Genomic DNA, 18,542 nt, shown 5'->3' on the forward strand with positions numbered 1-18,542 from the left:
CCTCGGGGTCGTCCGTGGCGTTCATCGCCGTCAGGTGCTTCTCGACCTCTGCCAGCCGGTCCGGTGTGATGCGCGCCGCCGCCAGGGCCGTCGCCGTCGACTCCAGGATGCGGCGCACCTCCAGCAGTTCCACCAGACGTGGACCGCGGGACAGGTCGGCCACCACACCGAACGTCTCCAGCAGGTCGCCAGCCTCCAGTTGCGTGACGTAGATGCCGGAGCCGTGCCGGGCCTCCAGCACCCCCAGCACCGTCAGCGCGCGGATCGCCTCGCGCATCGAGCTGCGGGAGATGCCGAGCTGGGCCGCCAGATCGCGCTCGGTCGGCAGCCGCTGGCCGGGCTCCAGCCGCCCCTCGGCGATCATCGCCTTGATCCGCTCGATGGCGCGCTGCGTCACGGTGCCCTTCTGCGGGGCTGTCTCGTCCACGCCATTCCTCCCGTCGCCCGAGGCGTCTGAGGGCGCCTGGTGAGCGGCAGTGTAATCACCAGGTTGGTCGGACCACTACGGCCGAAAACAGCGAGAATCTGCCTCCGCAGGGTGTTGTACCGGCAAAGTGGTCTGATAAATATGCGGGCATCTGCTCGAACACGCTCAACGAGGAGCCGCCAGATGCCCGGCACAACAGCGCGGAAGCAGAACAGATCACGGATGGTCAAGGCGGTGGCCGCGGTCGCCGGCGCCTCGCTCGTGCTCGCCGCGTGCGGCAGCACCAAGGACACCGGCGCCTCCAGCGCCGGAGGAGGCGGCGGTACCGGCAAGGTGGGAGTGATCCTGCCCTTGCTGACCTCGCCGTTCTGGCAGTCGTACAACGACTACGTGCCGAAGACGGCCAAGTCGGAAGGCGTCGACGCGCTCAAGACGGTCAACTCCAACAGCGACCCCTCACAGCAGATCACCGACATCAACAACCAACTCAACCAGGGCGTGAAGGGCCTGGTCGTGGCCCCGCTGGACAGCGCCGCCATCGAGGCCGGCCTCGACCAGGCGGAGCGCAAGGGCGTGCCGGTCGTCGCCGTCGACGTGGCGCCCGACAAGGGCAAGGTCGCGATGGTGGTACGGGCCGACAACGTGGCGTACGGCGAAAAGGCCTGCCAGTACCTCGGCGAGCACATCAGCTCCGGCAAGGTCGTGCAGATCATGGGCGACCTCGCCTCCGTCAACGGCCGCGACCGCTCCGAGGCCTTCCGCGCCTGCGTCAAGAAGAACTTCCCCAAGCTCAAGGTCCTGGAGATCCCGGCCAAGTGGGAGTCCGACACCGCGGCCTCCAAGCTGGACACCCTCCTGAACGCCAACCCCGACATCAAGGGCATCTACATGCAGGCGGGCGGCGTCTACCTCGCGCCGACCCTCCAGACCCTGAAGTCGAAGGGCATGCTGAAGAAGGCCGGGCAGGCCGGTCACATCACGATCGTCTCCAACGACGGCATTCCGCAGGAGTACGACGCCATCCGCAAGGGCGAGATCGACGCGACCGTCTCCCAGCCCGCCGACCTGTACGCCAAGTACGGCATGTACTACATCAAGGCGGCGATGGAGGGGAAGACGTTCGAGCCCGGCCCCACCGACCACGACTCGACCATCGTCAAGCTGCCCAGCGGCATCCTCGAGGACCAGCTGCCCGCCCCGCTGGTCACCAAGGACAACGTCGACGACCCCGAGCTCTGGGGCAACACGGTCAAATGAGTACGGCCGTGATCACACCCATCGTCGAGGCGCGGGACATCGTCAAGCGCTACGGCCCCACCACTGCCCTCGCCGACGCCCGGCTCACCGTCCTCCCCGGCGAGTCCCACGCCCTCGTCGGCCGCAACGGCGCCGGCAAGTCGACCCTGGTCAACATCCTCACCGGCCTCCAGGCGGCCGACGGGGGCGAGGTCCGCTTCGACGGTGACCCCGCGCCCCCGCTGGCCGACCGCGACGCCTGGCGCCGCAAGGTCGCCTGCGTGTACCAGAAGCCCACGGTCGTCCCCGAGTTGACGGTCGCCGAGAACCTCTTCATCAACCGGCAGCCGCTCAACCGCGGCTTCATCAGCTGGCGCAAGCTGCGCGCCGCGGCCGCCCAGCTCCTCGACACCTGGGACGTGCACGTCGACCCCGAGGCCCGCACCGCCGACCTCAAGGTCGAGGACCGTCAAATGGTCGAGATCGCGAGGGCGTTGAGCTTCGGCGTCCGCTTCATCATCCTCGACGAGCCCACCGCCCAGCTCGACAACCGTGAGATCGAGCGGCTCTTCGCCCGCATGCGGGCGCTCCAGGACTCCGGCGTTACCTTCCTGTTCATCTCGCACCACCTCCAGGAGGTGTACGAGGTCTGCCAGACCGTCACGGTCCTGCGCGACGCCCGCTGGATCACGACGGCACCGGTCGCCGAACTCCCGCGCCGGGCCCTGGTCGAGGCCATGGCGGGCGAGTCCATCGAGACCATCGCCGAACAGGCCGTGGACCCCCGGGACGTCGACCACGACGCGCCCGTCCTCCTCGAAGCGCGCGGGCTCACCTCACCGTCGTACGAGAACATCGACCTCACCGTCCGCCGCGGCGAGGTCGTCGGACTCGCCGGGATCAGCGGCAGCGGCAAGGTGGAGCTCGCCGAGTCCTTCGCGGGACTGCACACCCCGACAAGCGGGACCGCTCAACTGGACGGCGAGCGGCTCCCGTTCGGTGATGTGCAGGCCGCCCTCAAGGCGGGCGTCGCCTGCGTGCCCCGCGACCGGCACGACCAGGGCCTGGTCGCCGGCATGACCATCGGTGACAACGCCACCATGAGCGTCCTCGACCGGCTCGGCCGCTTCGGCTTCGTCGGCACCGAACGCAAGCGCGGCTTCGCCACCGCCCTCATCGAACGCCTCGACATCCACACAGAGGGCCCGGACCAGCCCGTCTCCGACCTGTCCGGCGGCAACGCGCAGAAGGTCGTGATGGCCCGCGCCCTCGCCTCAGACCCCCGTCTGCTCGTGCTGATCAACCCCACCGCGGGCGTCGACGTGAAGTCCAAGGAGTCCCTGCTCGCCCGCATGGACAGCGCCCGCGAGGACGGCACCGCCGTACTCGTCGTCTCCGACGAACTCGATGACCTGCGCCGCTGCGACCGCGTCCTCGTCCTGTTCCACGGCCGTGTCGTCGCCGAGCACCCGGCGGGCTGGCGCGACCACGAGCTGATCGCCTCCATCGAAGGAGTGGACCATGGCTGACACCAAGGCCCCACCGGTTACGCCCGTCAAGGTCCCCGATCCCCGTGCGGCCAGGACGGTCCTGCTCCGCCGTGCACGCGAACTCGCCCTCGTGCCAGCCCTGTTGCTCCTCATGGTGCTCGGCGCGCTGGTCAACGACTCGTTCCTCACCGAGCGCAACCTGATCTCGATCCTGGGCGCCTCCGCCGCGCTGGCGATGGTCGTGCTGGCCGAGTCGCTCGTTCTCATCACCGGCAAGTTCGACCTGTCCCTGGAATCGGTGGTCGGCATCGCACCCGCCGTCGGAGCGCTTCTCGTCCTGCCCGCCGCGCAGTCCGGCTGGGGCACCGAACTCCCCGCCGCCCTCGCCCTGTTGGCGATCGTCGTCGCGGGAGCGGCCGTCGGTGCCTTCAACGGCATCCTGGTCGTGAAGTTCAAGCTCAACGCGTTCATCGTGACGCTCGCGATGCTGATCGTCCTGCGTGGTCTGCTGGTCGGGGCGACCAAGGGCAAGACGCTGTTCGGGATGCCCGACAGCTTCTACTCCCTCGCCACCACCACCTTCCTGACCATCCCGATGTCGGTGTGGCTCGCGGCGGCCGCCTTCGCGATCGCCGGGTTCGTGCTCAAGTACCACCGCATCGGACGAGCCCTGTACGCCATCGGCGGGAACGCGGACGCCGCCCGCGCGGCAGGCATCCGGGTCGAGCGTGTGATGCTCGGCGTGTTCGTCGTCGCGGGCACCCTCGCGGCCGTCGGCGGGATCATCCAGACGGGCTACGTCGGGGCGATCAGCGCCAACCAGGGCAACAACATGATCTTCACCGTGTTCGCGGCTGCGGTGATCGGCGGCATCAGCCTGGACGGCGGCAAGGGCACCATGTTCGGCGCCCTGACCGGCGTACTCCTCCTCGGCGTCGTCCAGAACCTGCTCACCCTCGCCCAGGTCCCGTCCTTCTGGATCCAGGCCATCTACGGCGGAATCATCCTGGTCGCCCTCATGATCGCCCGCGTGACGACGGGCCGCGCGCAGGACTGACCCCGCGCCTGACTGCCACCGACCGAAAGGCCCTCTGTGTCCCCGAGTTCCGCCCGCATCATCGCGGTCGACACCTACGACATCCGCTTTCCCACCTCGCGCGAGCTCGACGGCTCCGACGCGATGAACCCGGACCCCGACTACTCGGCCGCGTACGTCGTCCTGCGCACCGACGCCGGGGACGGGCTGGAGGGGCACGGATTCACCTTCACCATCGGGCGGGGCAACGAGGTCCAGGTCGCCGCGATCGAGGCGCTGCGCGGGCATGTCGTCGGCCGGTCCGTCGACGAGCTGTGCGCCGACCCGGGGACCCTGAACCGCGACCTGATCGGCGACAGCCAGCTGCGCTGGCTCGGCCCCGAGAAGGGCGTGATGCACATGGCGATCGGCGCGGTCATGAACGGCGTGTGGGACCTCGCAGCCAAGCGGGCCGAGAAGCCCCTGTGGCGCCTGCTCGCCGACGCCGACCCCGAGTGGATCGTCCGCCAGATCGACTTCCGGTACATCACCGACGCGCTCACGTCCGAAGAGGCGCTGACGATCCTTCGCCGGGGCCGGGATGGCTCGGAAGAGCGCACAGCCCGGCTCCTGAAGCGCGGATACCCCGCCTACACCACCTCCGCCGGCTGGCTCGGCTACGACGACGACAAACTCACCCGCCTCGCCGCCGAGGCCGTCGCCGACGGCTTCCGGCAGATCAAGCTGAAGGTCGGGGCGGACGTGGAGGACGACGTACGGCGCTGCCGTGTCGCCCGCTCGGTCGTCGGCCCGGGCATCCGCATGGCGATCGACGCCAACCAGCGCTGGGACGTCGACGAGGCGATCCGCTGGACCAAGGCCCTCGCCGAGTTCGACCCGTACTGGATCGAGGAGCCCACCAGCCCCGACGACGTCCTCGGCCACGCGGCCATCCGCAAGGCCGTCGCTCCGGTGAAGGTGGCCCCCGGCGAGCACGTGCAGAACAGGGTCGTCTTCAAGCAACTCCTCCAGGCCGGCGCCCTCGACGTCCTGCAGATCGAAGCGGCCCGCGTGGGCGGCGTCAACGAGAACCTCGCGATCCTGCTGCTCGCCGCCAAGTTCGGCGTGCCGGTGTGCCCGCACGCGGGCGGCGTCGGGCTGTGCGAACTCGTCCAGCACCTGTCGATGTTCGACTATGTGGCGGTCACCGGCACCACCGAAGACCGTGTCATCGAGTACGTCGACCATCTGCACGACCACTTCCTCGATCCGGTGGTGATCAGGGAAGGTCACTACATGGCACCCATCGCGCCGGGCTTCTCGGCTGCCATGCGGCCCGAGTCGATCGCGCGGTACACGTTCCCCGGCGGTACCTTCTGGGCCGCCGACCTCGAGACGCAGAAGAAGGGTCAGGCCGCATGAGCGACTTCGAGGGCCTCAAGGCCCTGGTGACGGGCGGCGCCTCCGGCATCGGCCGGGCCGCCGCGGAACTCCTGGCCGAGCGCGGCGCCCAGGTCGCCGTGCTCGACCTCGACCCGTCGTCGGTGGAGAAGCCGCTGCTCGCCTTCCGCGCCGACGTCACCGACGACGCCTCCGTACGCGAGGCCGTGGCGGCCGCGGTTGCCGACCTCGGCGGACTGGACGTAGTGATCAACAACGCCGGCATCGGCGCCCAGGGGACCGTCGAGGACAACGACGACGCCGAGTGGCACCGGGGCCTCGACGTCAACGTCGTCGGCATGGTGCGGGTGGCCCGCGCCGCGCTGCCCCATCTGCGCCGGTCCGCGCACGCGGCGATCGTCAACACCTGCTCCATCGCGGCCACGGCGGGGCTCCCGCAGCGGGCGCTGTACAGCGCGACCAAGGGCGCGGTCCACTCGCTCACCCTCGCCATGGCCGCCGACCACGTCCGCGAGGGCATCCGCGTCAACTGCGTCAACCCCGGTACGGTGGACACCCCCTGGGTCGGCCGCCTGCTCTCCGCCGCCGCCGACCCGGCCGCCGAACGCGCCGCTCTGGAGGCCCGCCAGCCCACGGGCCGCCTGGTCTCGGCCGCCGAAGTCGCGGGCGCCATCGCCTACTTGGCGAGCCCCCTCTCCGGGGCCACGACCGGCACCGCCCTCGCCGTCGACGGCGGAATGCAGGGCCTGCGCCTGCGGCCGGTGGGCCGGTGAAGAGGCTCGGCGGCAGCGCCGTCCCGGTCAGCGAGCTGGCCTTCGGCGCCGGGGGCATCGGCAACCTCTACACCGAGGTGGGCGAGCAGCAGGCGTACGAGGCGGTGGACGCCGCCTGGCAGCGCGGCATCCGCTACTTCGACACCGCGCCGCACTACGGCCTCGGCCTGTCGGAACGCCGCCTCGGCGCGGCCCTGCGCGAACGCCCCCGCGCGCAGTACACGATCTCGACAAAGGTGGGCCGCCGCCTGGAGCCGTCGGACGGCACTGGCGACGACCTCGGCAACGGCTTCGCCGTCCCCGCCACGCACCGCCGCGTCTGGGACTTCAGCGAGGACGGCGTACGACGCACCCTGGAGGCCAGCCTGGAACGGCTCGGTCTCGACCGCGTCGACGTCGTCTACCTCCACGACCCCGACGACCACGCCGAGTGGGCCTTCCGGGAGGGCTACCCGGCGCTGGAGAAGCTCCGCTCGGAGGGAGTCGTCGGCGCGATCGGCGCGGGCATGAACCAGGCGGAGATGCTCACGCGCTTCGTGCACGACACCGACGTCGACGTGGTGCTGTGCGCCGGCCGCTACACGCTGCTCGACCAGGGGGCGCTCACCGAGCTGCTGCCCGCCGCCCAGGCGCGCGGCACCTCCGTCGTGATCGGCGGCGCCTTCAACTCCGGCCTCCTGGCGGACCCGAAGCCGGGTGCGACGTACAACTACGCCACCGCGTCACCCGAGTTGCTGCACCGCGCCCTGCGGCTGAAGTCCGTCGCAGACCGCCACGGCACCACCCTGCGCGCCGCCGCCCTGGCCTTGTGCGCCGCCCACCCGGCGGTCGCGAGCGTCCTCGTCGGCGCCCGCTCGGCGCACGAAGTCGTCGACTGCGCCCAGCAGTTCGGGGCCTCCGTGCCCACCGCCTTCTGGCAGGAGCTGCGCGACACCGGTCTCCTGCCGCCCGACGCCCCCGTCCCCGCCGAGGAGCCGTGATGAGGGTCGCCCTGCACACCAAGGTCCGCGCGGACCGTGTCGCCGAGTACCAGGCCGCTCACCGCGAGGTCCCGAAGGAACTCACGGACGCCATCCGGGCCGCCGGTGCCTCCTCCTGGACGATCTGGCGGTGGGGGTCCCCCGCGCGAGCGCATTCGAGCGTGGGGGAGGCACCGACCTCTTCCACGTCCTGGAGTGCGAGGACTACGGCCGGCTCCTCGCCGAGCTGGAGAAACTGCCGGTGAACGTGGCCTGGCAGGCCCGCATGGCCGAGCTGCTCGACGTGGTGCACGACTACTCCGGTGAGGGCGCGGACGCCGGCCTGCCCGTCGTATGGGAGCTGCCGTGACGGTCGTGGACGCCCATCACCATGTGTGGGATCTCTCCGTCCGGGACCAGGACTGGATCACCGGTCCCGATCTCCAGCCGCTCCGGCGGAACTTCACCATCGCCGACCTGGCCCCCGAAGCACGGCAGGCCGGAGTCGACCGTACGGTCCTCGTCCAGACGATCACTGTGCCCGAGGAGACCCCGGAGTTCCTGGCCCTCGCCGCCGAGCACGAGCTGATCGCCGGTGTCGTCGGCTGGACCGACCTCACCCGCCCGGACGTCGCCGAGGAACTGGCCCGGTTGCGGGAGCTGCCCGGAGGGCAGTACCTGAAGGGCATCCGCCACCAGGTCCAGGGCGAGCCCGACCCGGAGTGGCTGCTGCGTGCGGAGGTACGGCGCGGACTGGCCGCCGTCGCGGACACGGGGCTGGTCTACGACCTGGTCGTCCTGCCGAACCAGCTGCCGGCCTGCGTCAAGGCGGCCGAGGCGCTGCCGCAGCTCACCTTCGTCCTCGATCACCTGGGCAAGCCGCCCATCGCCTCCGGCGAGCGAGAACCCTGGGAGACCGCCGTCCGCTCTCTGGCCGCTCTCTCCAACACTGTCTGCAAGTTCTCCGGCATGGTCACCGAGGCGGACCTCGCCTCCTGGACGGTCGACGACCTGCGCCCGTACGCCGACGTGGTGCTGGACGCCTTCGGCCCGGACCGGCTGATGTTCGGCTCCGACTGGCCGGTGTGCACTCTGGCGGCGTCGTACGGTCAGGTGCTTGCCACAGCGGAGGAGTTGCTCAGCCCGTTCGATCGCACACGGGTCTTCGAAACCACCGCCACCCGTGTCTACGGCCTCTGAGCCACCTCCGCCAGCCGGGTCGGCGGCAGATACTCCCGCACATACGTCCGCTCCCAGCACGCACCCGTCTCCCGCAGCTCCCGCCAGGTGGTGTAGCGGTAACGGAAGAGCCGGGCGCGGACGAACCGCGGGGGCTCGTCGGGCGGGAAGGGTGAGCGGCGCAGCAGCTTCAGCGTGTCCCGGTCGTTCTCCAGCAGCCGCTCCACCAGCGCGCCGAACCACGAGCCGGCATAGGCGGGCGACAGCGCGACGAACCACATCATCCAGTCCAGCCGCAGATGGTACGGCGCGAACTGGCGCGGCCAGTGCCGGGGATCACCGGGCTTGCCCTTGAACTCGTACTCCCGCCAGTCGGAGTCCTCGTGCGGTACGGCGTCGGCGGTGCCCTCGATCACCACCTCGTACCGCACCCGGCTGACGCTGCCGAACGCGCCGTAGGTGTTCACCAGGTGGAGCGGGTCGAAGGAGCGGTTCATGATCTGGCGGCGGGAGATCATGTTGCGGACCGGCTGATAGCTGAGGAACACGATCAGCGCGGCGACCGCGAGGACCACGACCATGTACCAGAGGGGAGCGTCCGGCACCGCCGGCGGATCGCTCGGGAACTGCACCACGGACAGGGCCAGCACGATGGTGATCCAGTTCAGCCAGGAGAAGTTGCCCGACAGAACCAGCCACAGCTGCGTGACGATCATCAGCGAGGCGGCGGCGGTGGCGACCGGCTGCGGGGTGAACAGCAGAACAGGCACCACGAGCTGGGTGAAATGATTGGCGGCCACCTCCACCCGGTGCAGCGGGCGCGGCAGATGGTGGAAGAACCAGCTCAGCGGGCCCGGCATCGGCTGGGTCTCGTGGTGGTAGTCCAGACACGTCAGCTTCCGCCAGCACGCGTCCCCGCGCAGCTTGATCAGACCCGCCCCGAACTCCACCCGGAGCAGGATCCAGCGCAGCAGGAACAGCACCACGATCGGCGGCGCCACCTCGTCGTTGCCGAGGAACACGGCGAGAAAGCCGACCTCCAGCAGCAGGGACTCCCAGCCGAACCCGTACCAGGTCTGGCCGACGTTGACGATCGACAGATACAGCGCCCACGGCACCAGCCACAGCAGCATGCCGCCCCACAACGGCAGCAGCGAGTCCAGGCCGGCCAGCAGCGCCGCCGACACCGCACAGCCCGACCAGGCGCACACCGCGAAGAAGCGGTCCGAGTAGTGGAGTTGGAAGAGGCTCGGCGCCCGCTTGAACGGCACGTACTCGACGAACCGCGGCACCGGCAGCATCCCGCGGGCGCCGATCAGCGCCCGGAACTGCAGGGCCGCCGTCAGGAACGCGACCAGGTACACGCCGGCCAGAGCCCGCTGGAAGACCAGCCGGCTCAGCCAGTAGTCGGGTGCGGTGAACCAGTTCACGGGCATGCGCTCCTCTCCTCCATTCTGGCGGCACCGCTGACCTCGGCCGGTTCGTCACTCTCTGCATCTACCCTCTCTGTTTGCGTGACCACAGGAGAGTGAAGCAGACATCCTCGGCAGTCCGCCTGACGCCCTCGACAGCTGACCCGGTCGAAGAATCGGTCGAATCCTGGCAAAGTGGGCGCATGGCTGATCGGGGAGCGAGCGCCCTGTCTCTCCCGGACGACTGGCCCGCCCACCCGGACCCGATCCTGGCGCTCAACCAGATGGGCAGCTTCGACTGGGACCTGGACACCGGTCTGTTCCACATGGACCCCCAGGCCCACGAGGTCTTCGACCTGCGCCCCGAGGAATACGACGGCCGCCCGGAGTCCCTGGGCGTCCGGGTCCCGCGCACCGAAGGCCGGCGACTCGACACCCTGGTCGCCCAGGCCATCAAGGACGGCAGCGAGAACTACGGCGCCTACTTCCGCCTCCGCTGCCGCGACGGCACCCTGCGCTGGACCCACACCCAGGGCTACATCCGGCGCGACGAGACGGGCCGGCCGCGCCGGATCATCGGCATCGTCCGGGACGCCACCCAGGAGCTCGGCGAGTTCGCGGTGCGCCGCGAGCAGGCCGGCCAGGACCACGCCCGGCGCGATCAGACCGACGTCGTGGAGTTCACCACGGCCGCCCTCGCGCACGCCCGTACCGTCCAGGACGTCATCGACGTCCTCAAGGACACCCACGGCGTCACCCACCTAGGCGCGACCAGTCTGGTCATGGGCCTGGTGGAGGCCGGACGCATCCGGCTGGTCGCCGAGGGCCCCGAGGGCAGCTTCGTGCCCGGCACGCTGATCACCCGGATCGACGAGCCCTACCCGATGAGCGAGGTCGTGCGCACCCTCAGCCCCCGCTTCATCGAGTCCCCGGAGGAGTTTGCCGAGGGCTACCCCATCCTGTGGCCGCACATCACCGACCTCGAGATCACCTCGGCCGCCTATCTGCCGCTCATCGTCCAGGCCCAGCCCATCGGCGCGATGGGCCTGCTCTACAACGACCGCCGCGGCTTCACCCCCGAGGAACGCAACATCCTGGTCGCGCTCGGCAGCAGCATCGCGCAGAGCCTGCAGCGGGCGATGTTCTACGAGCAGGAGAAGGACCTGGCCAGCGGCCTCCAGCAGGCCATGCTGCCGCGCACCATCCCCAGTGTGCGGGGCGCCGACGTCGCGGTCCGCTACCGGGCCGGCGGTGCCGGGGGCTCCCTCGGCCGGGACATCGGCGGCGACTGGTACGACCTGATCCCGCTCCCCGGCGGCCGGGTCGGCGCCGTCATCGGCGACGTCCAGGGCCACGACACACACGCCGCCGCCGTCATGGGCCAGCTGCGCATCGTCCTGCGTGCCTACGCCGCCGAGGGGCACACGCCCGCCACGGTGATGGCCCGCGCCTCCGTCTTCCTCCACGAACTGGACACCGACCGCTTCGCGACCTGCCTGTACGCGGAGGCCGACCTGGCCACCGGCGTGGTCCAGGTGGTCCGGGCCGGCCATATCGACCCGCTGATCCGGGCCCCGGACGGCAGCTGCCGCCGCGTGCCCGTCCCGGGCGGCCTGCCGCTCGGCCTGTCCGCCGAGTTCGGGCGCCTGGAGTACCCCGTCGGCACCGTCGAGCTCGACCCCGGCCACACCCTGCTGCTCTGCACCGACGGCCTGGTCGAAGAGCCCGGCGCCGACCTCGACGACGGCGTGCAGGCCCTCACCGCGCTGGTCGCCTCCGGTCCCCAGGACGTGTGGAAACTCGCCGACCTGCTCATCGACGTGGCCGAGGAACGCGGCGGCGAGGACGACGTGGCGCTGCTCCTGCTGCGCCGCCGCGGCCTGGACGCCCCCCAGACCGGCGGCCGGCTCCAGCAGCACGTGACCCCCGGCGACCCGGAGGCCCTCACCGAGGCCCGGCACATGATCCGCGCCGCGGTCGGCGCCTGGGGTGCCGCCGACCGCTCCGACGAGGTCGAACTCGTCGCCGACGAGCTGATCACCAACGCCCTGATGCACACCGAGGGCGCCGCGATCTTCACCCTGCGGGTCCTGTCCGGCTCCGACCGCCGGCTGCGCGTCGAGGTCGAGGACTCCTCCAGCGCCCTGCCGCGCCGCCGCGAGGCGACCCACTCCTGCGTCTCCGGACGCGGCCTGCTCCTCGTCGAGCTGCTCACCGACGTGTGGGGCGTGGAGGCGCGTGGCGGCGGCAAGTGCGTGTGGGCCGAGTTCGTGGTGCCGGAACGTCGCTGAATCCCCCTGGCACTGTCGGTCCCGGATGGCACTCTGGACGTATGCCGGAACTGCCCGAGGTCGAAGCGCTCAAGGACTTCCTGACCGACCACCTCGTCGGTCACGAGATCGTGCGCGTGCTGCCGGTCGCGATCAGTGTGCTCAAGACGTACGACCCGCCCCTCGCCGCCGTCGAGGGCCGCGAGGCCGCCGCCGTGCACCGCTACGGCAAGTTCCTCGACGTCGAGACGGACGGCGGCCCGCACTTCGTGACCCACCTCGCCCGCGCGGGCTGGCTCCACTGGAAGGACCGCCTCCCGGACGGCCCGCCCCGCCCCGGCAAGGGCCCACTGGCGCTGCGCGTCGCGCTGGAGACCGGTGCCGGCTTCGACCTGACCGAGGCCGGCACCCAGAAACGGCTCGCGGTGTACGTCGTCGGGGACCCGCAGGAGGTGCCCGGCGTGGCCAGGCTCGGCCCGGACCCGCTCGCCGACGACTTCGACGAGGCCCGGTTCACCGCGCTGCTGCAGGGCGAACGCCGGCAGCTCAAGGGCGCCCTGCGCGACCAGAGCCTGATCGCCGGTGTCGGCAACGCCTACAGCGACGAGATCCTGCACGCCGCGAAGATGTCCCCGTTCAAGCTCGCCGCCTCCCTGACACCCGAGGAGACCCGAAGACTGTACGAGGCCCTGCGCACGACGCTCACGGAAGCCGTCGAACGCTCCCGGGGCCTGGCGGCCGGACGCCTCAAGGCCGAGAAGAAGAGTGGCCTGCGCGTCCACGGCCGGACCGGCGAGCCCTGCCCGGTGTGCGGCGACACGATCCGGGAGGTCTCCTTCAGCGACTCCTCGCTCCAGTACTGCCCCACCTGCCAGACGGGTGGCAAGCCACTGGCAGACCGCAGAATGTCCCGCTTGCTCAAGTGACGGGCGTTCGGCCGCGCCTCAAAGGGGCGCGGGGCTGTATCGATATGCGGCTCCGCCGCGATGGGGGTCCCCCCGCTCGAGCGAAGCCGAGAGTGGGGGAGCGACCAGCCACGACGCACCCGCACACGACGCACCCGCAGTGACCTACCGAACCCAGCGGAGCGCCTAGCGCGAGTCGACCGTCACCAGCCGCTCCCCGGCCTTCGTGCGCACCTCGTACCGCGCGATCTGGTCGGGATGCAGGGCCGCCGCGCCCTGCAGCGTGTTCGGGCGGGCGTCATGGTGGGGCGCGGTCCAGTTGGTCACCGTCTACTCCGAGCCGTCATGGCCGATGGCGACCAGCCGGCAGGCCCGGGGACCCGCCGCATCCTTGACCTCCACCACCACCTGGCTGCCCCAGACCTCGTTCTCGGTCGTGACCTGCGCCCACACCCCGGTGCGCTCGTCGGTCGCCGAAACGCGCACCGCCCGGTCACCGCCCTCCGTCACGATCGCGATCCCGGGCCCGGCCACGGCGCACACCACCGCGGCGGCCACGGCGAACAGCAGCCGTCGACGTCCGGCCCGGTGCCGCGCCGCGACCTCGCCGAGGAGCCGGTCCAGCAGCCGCGGGCCGGGTCCGGCCATGGGGTGCACCGAGCGTGGCGTCGCGCGCCGGTAGAGCATCAACTGCCGTGCGGTGGGCCCGAATTCGGTGACGTGCGCGGTGCATCGAGGGCACTCCATGAGGTGGTCCTCGAAACGGAAGGCGTCCGCCTCGTCCAGCACGCCGAGCGCGTACGCGCCGACGTCGCGATGCCTCTCCAGGGACCTCATGCCGAATCCTCGTGATCCTCGTGCCGGTGGGTGTGGGTGGGGTTACTCCTTGCTCCCACCGGTACGCACCAAGCCGCCGAATCACTCAAGCCCCGTACAGAATCGCAACCAAGGAATTCGGAGCGGCCCGGCCCGAGGATTGGTCAGATTCCGAGGAATCCAGAGGAATCCAGAGGGATCTAGAAGAGATGGATGGCGAGGTGCCCCAGCGGCAGCCCCAGCTGCCATGCCGGCGTCCACACCTTCGGCCCGTCGTCCTCGCCCACCACGGCACCGCCGCCCGGGACCGCGTTCAGGTCGGGGGCGAGCAGCTCGGTCTCCTGCAGCCAGCGCCAGGCCGCCTGAGCCAGCTCCAGGTCCGGCGCGGGGCCGCCCGCCCGGGCCGCCTCGGCGACGAGTTCGGCCATGCGCTCGCGCACCCAGTCCTGCCACGGCTGGTCGTACGCCGTCAGCGACAGCCAGGTCTCCAGCTGGGAGACGACCCGGATGCCGGAGAGCTCGCCCTCGGTGTCGGACAGGAAGATGGTCAGTGCCAGGGCGTCCCGCCCGGCGCGGAACTCGAAGGACGTCGGCGGCATGAGATCGCCGGTCCGCAGCAGTTCGTCGGCGATGTACTCGGCGTACAACCAGGCCATGGGGACGGTCAGTTCACCGCCACCGGTGCCGTCCGTACTCTGGTGACCTCTGTGCTGCATCCCTTCCTGCCTTCCTCCGGTGCGTGCGCGTCGCCCGACCCCGGGCCGGTGGCCCGCGGCCCCATCCGGAACACGGATGAGGACAGCCGATTACTCAACCGGGGTCCTCAGCAAGGCGCTTTACGGAGGTTTGACTCGGCAGTCGGTTTCACCGCAGGTCGGCCGCGTATCCCGGAAGCACCCGGCGCAGGGCACGCAGCGCGTAGTACGCGCGGGACTTCACGGTACCGGGCGGGATCCCCAGGGTTGCCGCCGCTTCCGCCACACTGGCCCCCTGGAAATACACGAGCACCAGGACTTCACGGTGCTCCGGAGTGAGTGTCTTCACAGCCTCGCGTACGTCGACGGTCGCGGCCGACCGCTCGGCGTGGTCGGCGATCACCCGCGCGCTCTCCAGGACGGCGTCGCCGACCTCCGGCGGACGTGCCTGCCGGGCCCGCCGCGCGTCGATCGCGAGCCGTCGGCCCACGGTCAGCAGCCAGGGCCGTACGGACTCGAAGGCGTCGGCGCGCAGCGCCTCGGGATGCTGCCAGGCGCGTACCAGGGTCTCCTGGACGAGGTCCTCGGCGCGCTGCCGGTCGCCGTCGCACAGCCGGAGCAGCAGCGCGAAGAGCGGTCGGCCGTGCTCCCGCTGCAGCGCGGCGAGCTCGTGCTCGGCGGTCGTCCCGTTGGTGATGGTGGTTCCGGCCGTCATGCGCGTATGGGATCGCAGGGTGCGGTTCCGGGACAGGGCGCGCACACGCTGGTGCGGCGGACGGTCGAACGCGTCGGCGAACGGTACGACGAACGGTCCGCAACCGCCGGTTGCGCACACCGGACGGGTTAAAGGGAGCCCTGGGGCTGTTTGGCGCTGTGTTCAACTTCGTACTTATTAGTCCGTAAATGTGACCGCACTGGGGTGAGCTGATGATCGTACGCATCGCACGCAGACGGCAGGTGGCCCTGGCCCTGACGGCCCTTCTCGCCGCGGGCGCCACCTGCCAGGCCCAGAACGAGAAGTCCTCCGGCCGGGCCGGCAGTCCGGCCTCCGCCGACTCCAGCGCATTCACCCTCGTCGCGTCCGGCGACGTCCTCCCGCACACGTCCGTCCTCGACCGGGCGCGCTTCGACGGGGGCGGGGTCGGCCACGACTTCCGGCCCATGCTGTCCGGGGTGGAGCCGGTCGTCTCCCAGGCGGACCTGGCGCTGTGTCACATGGAGGCCGTGTACGGCGTGGGAGGCGCCCACGCCGGCCGGCCGGGCACGTTTCCGCCGGAGATCGCCGGAGGGCTCGCCGCGACCGGCTACGACGGCTGCTCCACCGCCGCCACACGCGGCACCGCCGACAGCGCCGAGGCCATCGGGCGCACCCTGGACGCCCTCGACCAGGCCGGGGTCCGGCACGCCGGGGCGGCGCGTACCGAGGCCGAGGCGCGCACGGTCACCATCCTGCCCGCGGGCCGGGCGATGGTCGCCCACCTCGCCTATACCAACGGCACCAACGGTCACCCGCTCCCGGGGCGGCCCTGGGCCGTCAACCAGATCGACGAGGGCCGGATCCTCGCCGACGCCCGGGCGGCCCGGCAGGCGGGCGCCGATGTGGTCGTGGTGTCCCTGCACTGGGGCACCGAGTGGCAGGACGAACCGGACCGGCGGCAGCTGAGCCTGGCGGAGACCCTCACCGCCGCCAAGACCCGTGGCCGCCCCGACATCGACCTGATCCTCGGCACCCACGCCCATGTCCCGCAGGCGTACGAGAAGGTCAACGGCACCTGGGTGGTCTACGGGATGGGTGACCAGGTCACCGGCCAGATGCCCGACCGCCAGGGCGTCCCGGACCCCCGGGGCACCCAGTCCACCATCGGCCGCTTCACCTTCACCCCGCCCGCCCGGCCGGGGCAGCGCTGGCAGGTGACGAAGGCCGAGTTCATTCCGCAGCTGTACGACATCGACGCGGGCCGGGCGGTCAACATCAACGCCGCCCTCGCCCAGGGCGCCGACGTCGCCGCCGCGCGCGACCGCATCCAGCAGGTCGTGCTCAGCCGGGGTGCGGCGCAGGACGGTCTGGTGATGGGGGAGTAGCCGGTCAGTTCACGTCGACGTGATCGAACAGCTTCAGCATCTCGCCGAGCACCCGCAGGCACGCCGACACCTCGGCATCCGTCAGATCGCCGCCGGCCTCCCGCAGGATGCCGTGCTCGCGGGCGAGGACGGCGGTGATCGCCGCGCGGCCCTCGTCCGCGAGCCGGATCAGGGGTGAGCGCTGGTGCGCCGGGTTGGGGACGCTCTCCACCAGCCCGCGCGCCGCGGCGTCGTTGACCATCCGCTGCACGAACTGCCGGCTCAGCGCCTGGGCCCGGCCACCGAACCGTGGGGCGTGAGATCGAGGCCGAGTTCGCCCGCGCCCTGGGCGCCGGGGACATCGACGCCTGGCTGGCGGCGTTCATGCGGCCGTGGCCGGACCGCACCGCACGGTCGACGAGGTGGATCCGGACATCCTGCGGCGGCTGCGGGAGATGGCCCTCGGCACCATCTCCAAGCACACGGCCGGTGAGCGGAACTGGCACGTCCCCCTCACCGACACCTGGCCCCGCGTGCCGAAGATCGACGTACCGCTGCTCGCCGTGAACGGAGCCCTGGACTCCGCCGAACTGATCGCCGAGGCCGAACGACTCGCGCGCACCGTCCCCGACGGCCGTTCCGTCACCGTCGAAGACGCCGCGCACTACCCGAACATGGAGCGGCCCGACGTCTTCAACGAGATCCTCGCCGACTTCCTGCGCACCCTCTAACGGCCCGCCAGTTCCGACTTCCGGTACGAGTACCCGAAGTAGATCACCAGCCCGAGCGCGAACCACACGGCGAACCGCGCCCAGGTCTGCCACGCCAGGAACGTGATCAGCCAGATCGAGAAGACGACCCCCACCGCCGGCACGAACGGCATCCACGGCGTACGGAAGGTGCGCGGCAGCTCCGGCTGCCGGTAGCGCAGCACGATCACCGCGATGCACACCACCACGAACGCCAACAGGATCCCGATGTTGGTCAGTTCGGCTGCCTCGCCGATCGGCAGGAACCCGGCGATCGCGGCCGACGCCACCCCGACGATCCACGTCACGCGGGTCGGCACATGCCGCGTGGGGTGCGTCTTCGCGAACCACGGCGGCAGCAGCCCGTCCCGGGACATGCTGAACCACACCCGGGTGACGCCCAGCATGAACGTGAACATGACCGTCAGAATGCCGATGATCGCGCCCACCGCGATCAGATCCGCCAGCCCGCTCAGCCCCACCGACTTGAACGCCGTCGAGAAGCCGCTCTCCGGGTCGATCTCCGTGTAGTTCTGCATGCCGGTCAGTACCAGACACGCGGCCACGTACAGCACCATCGAGATCGCCAGTGAGTAGATGATCGCCTTCGGCATGTGCCGCTGTGCGTCCTTCGACTCCTCGGCCGCCGTCGACATCGCGTCGTACCCGAACACCGCGAAGAACACGGTCGCCGCGCCGGTGAACGCCCCACCGATCCCGTACGGGAAGAACGGGTTGTAGTTGGCCGTGTCGATGTGGAACACACCGACCGCGATCACCAGCAGCACCACCAGCACCTTCAGCGCCACCACAGCCGTCTCGAAGCGCGCCGCGTTCTTGATGCCGAGGTTCAGCAGATACGCGATGAGCAGGCACAGCAGCGCTGCGAACAGGTCGATCCGGTGCCCGTCGCCGGTGCCGGGCGCGCCCAGCATCCAGTTCGGCAGGTCGGCGCCCATCTCGCCGATGAGGAAGCTGAAGTATCCCGAGATGCCGATCGCGACCACCGCCACGATCGCTGTGTACTCCAGCAGCAGATCCCAGCCGATGAACCAGCCCGCGAACTCGCCGAGCACCGCGTAGCCGTACGTGTACGCGGAACCCGCCTTCGGAATGAGGCCGGCGAACTCGGCGTACGACAGCGGCAGTTCGGG

15 protein-coding genes and 4 pseudogenes are annotated in these 18,542 nt (G+C 70.7%); 12 read left to right on the plus strand and 7 right to left on the minus strand.

Annotated elements, in window-relative coordinates; all coding sequences use genetic code 11:
* A partial coding sequence (locus ACTWQJ_RS24860) for a FadR/GntR family transcriptional regulator (RefSeq protein ID WP_443308800.1) occupies positions 1–427 on the minus strand: 427 nt, incomplete at its 3' end.
* Positions 428–610: 183 nt separating this feature from the next.
* Here ACTWQJ_RS24860 and ACTWQJ_RS24865 point away from each other — a divergent pair.
* From ACTWQJ_RS24865 to ACTWQJ_RS24900, 8 genes and pseudogenes are all read left to right on the plus strand, one after another.
* The gene (locus ACTWQJ_RS24865; RefSeq protein WP_443308801.1) at positions 611–1,684 is read left to right on the plus strand and encodes a sugar ABC transporter substrate-binding protein; all 1,074 of its coding nucleotides are present in this window, start codon (positions 611–613) and stop codon (positions 1,682–1,684) included.
* A complete protein-coding gene (locus ACTWQJ_RS24870; RefSeq protein ID WP_443308802.1) occupies positions 1,681–3,192 on the plus strand; it encodes a sugar ABC transporter ATP-binding protein in 1,512 nt (503 codons plus the stop codon). The genes ACTWQJ_RS24865 and ACTWQJ_RS24870 overlap by 4 nt, the downstream gene beginning before the upstream one ends.
* Positions 3,185–4,210: an ABC transporter permease gene (locus ACTWQJ_RS24875; protein ID WP_443308803.1), complete on the plus strand. Its 1,026-nt coding sequence runs from the start codon at positions 3,185–3,187 to the stop codon at positions 4,208–4,210. The genes ACTWQJ_RS24870 and ACTWQJ_RS24875 overlap by 8 nt, the downstream gene beginning before the upstream one ends.
* Positions 4,211–4,246: 36 nt before the next feature.
* Complete coding sequence (locus ACTWQJ_RS24880; protein WP_443308804.1) at positions 4,247–5,590, plus strand: L-fuconate dehydratase; 1,344 nt, start codon at positions 4,247–4,249, stop codon at positions 5,588–5,590.
* Positions 5,587–6,342: an SDR family NAD(P)-dependent oxidoreductase gene (locus ACTWQJ_RS24885; protein WP_443308805.1), complete on the plus strand. Its 756-nt coding sequence runs from the start codon at positions 5,587–5,589 to the stop codon at positions 6,340–6,342. The genes ACTWQJ_RS24880 and ACTWQJ_RS24885 overlap by 4 nt, the downstream gene beginning before the upstream one ends.
* On the plus strand, positions 6,339–7,322 hold the full coding sequence (locus tag ACTWQJ_RS24890) for an aldo/keto reductase (protein WP_443308806.1): 984 nt from the start codon (positions 6,339–6,341) through the stop codon (positions 7,320–7,322). Before ACTWQJ_RS24885 ends, ACTWQJ_RS24890 begins: the two co-directional genes overlap by 4 nt.
* Positions 7,322–7,671 (plus strand): annotated as a pseudogene (locus ACTWQJ_RS24895) (L-rhamnose mutarotase). The gene ACTWQJ_RS24890 and the pseudogene ACTWQJ_RS24895 overlap by 1 nt, the downstream one beginning before the upstream one ends.
* Positions 7,656–8,501 (plus strand): amidohydrolase family protein, encoded by an 846-nt coding sequence (locus ACTWQJ_RS24900; RefSeq protein ID WP_443308807.1) that lies wholly within the window; start codon positions 7,656–7,658, stop codon positions 8,499–8,501. Before ACTWQJ_RS24895 ends, ACTWQJ_RS24900 begins: the two are co-directional and overlap by 16 nt.
* Here ACTWQJ_RS24900 and ACTWQJ_RS24905 read toward each other — a convergent pair.
* Entirely contained in the window at positions 8,489–9,910 is a 1,422-nt protein-coding gene (locus tag ACTWQJ_RS24905) for a lipase maturation factor family protein (protein WP_443308813.1), read from the minus strand. The genes ACTWQJ_RS24900 and ACTWQJ_RS24905 overlap by 13 nt on opposite strands.
* 185 nt (positions 9,911–10,095) lie before the next feature.
* Between ACTWQJ_RS24905 and ACTWQJ_RS24910 the strand changes: the two genes are divergently transcribed.
* Both ACTWQJ_RS24910 and ACTWQJ_RS24915 read left to right on the plus strand, forming a co-directional pair.
* Positions 10,096–12,183 (plus strand): SpoIIE family protein phosphatase, encoded by a 2,088-nt coding sequence (locus ACTWQJ_RS24910; protein ID WP_443308808.1) that lies wholly within the window; start codon positions 10,096–10,098, stop codon positions 12,181–12,183.
* Between the two features lie 41 nt (positions 12,184–12,224).
* Positions 12,225–13,088, plus strand: a complete 864-nt coding sequence (locus ACTWQJ_RS24915) for an Fpg/Nei family DNA glycosylase (RefSeq protein ID WP_443308809.1) — start codon at positions 12,225–12,227, stop codon at positions 13,086–13,088.
* A gap of 165 nt (positions 13,089–13,253) precedes the next feature.
* On the opposite strand, the pseudogene ACTWQJ_RS24920 reads toward ACTWQJ_RS24915, so the two are convergent.
* The 3 genes and pseudogenes from ACTWQJ_RS24920 to ACTWQJ_RS24930 form a co-directional block, all read right to left on the minus strand.
* Positions 13,254–13,904 (minus strand): annotated as a pseudogene (locus tag ACTWQJ_RS24920) (zf-HC2 domain-containing protein).
* Positions 13,905–14,083: 179 nt separating this feature from the next.
* On the minus strand, positions 14,084–14,599 hold the full coding sequence (locus ACTWQJ_RS24925; RefSeq protein ID WP_443308810.1) for a hypothetical protein: 516 nt from the start codon (positions 14,597–14,599) through the stop codon (positions 14,084–14,086).
* Positions 14,600–14,747: 148 nt separating this feature from the next.
* Complete coding sequence (locus ACTWQJ_RS24930) at positions 14,748–15,293, minus strand: sigma-70 family RNA polymerase sigma factor (protein WP_129802655.1); 546 nt, start codon at positions 15,291–15,293, stop codon at positions 14,748–14,750.
* A gap of 212 nt (positions 15,294–15,505) precedes the next feature.
* Between ACTWQJ_RS24930 and ACTWQJ_RS24935 the strand changes: the two genes are divergently transcribed.
* Complete coding sequence (locus ACTWQJ_RS24935; RefSeq protein WP_443308811.1) at positions 15,506–16,660, plus strand: CapA family protein; 1,155 nt, start codon at positions 15,506–15,508, stop codon at positions 16,658–16,660.
* 4 nt (positions 16,661–16,664) lie between these two features.
* On the opposite strand, the pseudogene ACTWQJ_RS24940 reads toward ACTWQJ_RS24935, so the two are convergent.
* A pseudogene (locus ACTWQJ_RS24940) lies at positions 16,665–16,940 on the minus strand (MarR family winged helix-turn-helix transcriptional regulator); the annotation flags it as partial.
* A gap of 20 nt (positions 16,941–16,960) precedes the next feature.
* Here ACTWQJ_RS24940 and ACTWQJ_RS24945 point away from each other — a divergent pair.
* A pseudogene (locus tag ACTWQJ_RS24945) lies at positions 16,961–17,370 on the plus strand (alpha/beta fold hydrolase); the annotation flags it as partial.
* On the opposite strand, the gene ACTWQJ_RS24950 reads toward ACTWQJ_RS24945, so the two are convergent.
* On the minus strand, positions 17,367–18,542 hold a 1,176-nt coding region (locus tag ACTWQJ_RS24950), incomplete at its 5' end, for an amino acid permease (RefSeq protein ID WP_443308812.1). The pseudogene ACTWQJ_RS24945 and the gene ACTWQJ_RS24950 overlap by 4 nt on opposite strands.

The sequence above is a fragment of the Streptomyces sp. KR55 genome (assembly GCF_052245645.1).
Taxonomy (GTDB): Bacteria; Actinomycetota; Actinomycetes; order Streptomycetales; family Streptomycetaceae; genus Streptomyces; species Streptomyces flavusporus.

Excerpts from the sequence above, each read along its gene's own strand:
- ACTWQJ_RS24915 (WP_443308809.1), top strand. The coding sequence starts at position 12,225 with ATGCCGGAACTGCCCGAGGTCGAAGCGCTCAAGGACTTCCTGACCGAC.
- ACTWQJ_RS24875 (WP_443308803.1), top strand. The coding sequence starts at position 3,185 with ATGGCTGACACCAAGGCCCCACCGGTTACGCCCGTCAAGGTCCCCGAT.
- ACTWQJ_RS24930 (WP_129802655.1), bottom strand. The coding sequence starts at position 15,293 with ATGACGGCCGGAACCACCATCACCAACGGGACGACCGCCGAGCACGAG.
- ACTWQJ_RS24870 (WP_443308802.1), top strand. The coding sequence starts at position 1,681 with ATGAGTACGGCCGTGATCACACCCATCGTCGAGGCGCGGGACATCGTC.
- ACTWQJ_RS24935 (WP_443308811.1), top strand. The coding sequence starts at position 15,506 with ATGATCGTACGCATCGCACGCAGACGGCAGGTGGCCCTGGCCCTGACG.
- ACTWQJ_RS24910 (WP_443308808.1), top strand. The coding sequence starts at position 10,096 with ATGGCTGATCGGGGAGCGAGCGCCCTGTCTCTCCCGGACGACTGGCCC.
- ACTWQJ_RS24885 (WP_443308805.1), top strand. The coding sequence starts at position 5,587 with ATGAGCGACTTCGAGGGCCTCAAGGCCCTGGTGACGGGCGGCGCCTCC.
- ACTWQJ_RS24865 (WP_443308801.1), top strand. The coding sequence starts at position 611 with ATGCCCGGCACAACAGCGCGGAAGCAGAACAGATCACGGATGGTCAAG.
- ACTWQJ_RS24925 (WP_443308810.1), bottom strand. The coding sequence starts at position 14,599 with ATGCAGCACAGAGGTCACCAGAGTACGGACGGCACCGGTGGCGGTGAA.
- ACTWQJ_RS24900 (WP_443308807.1), top strand. The coding sequence starts at position 7,656 with ATGGGAGCTGCCGTGACGGTCGTGGACGCCCATCACCATGTGTGGGAT.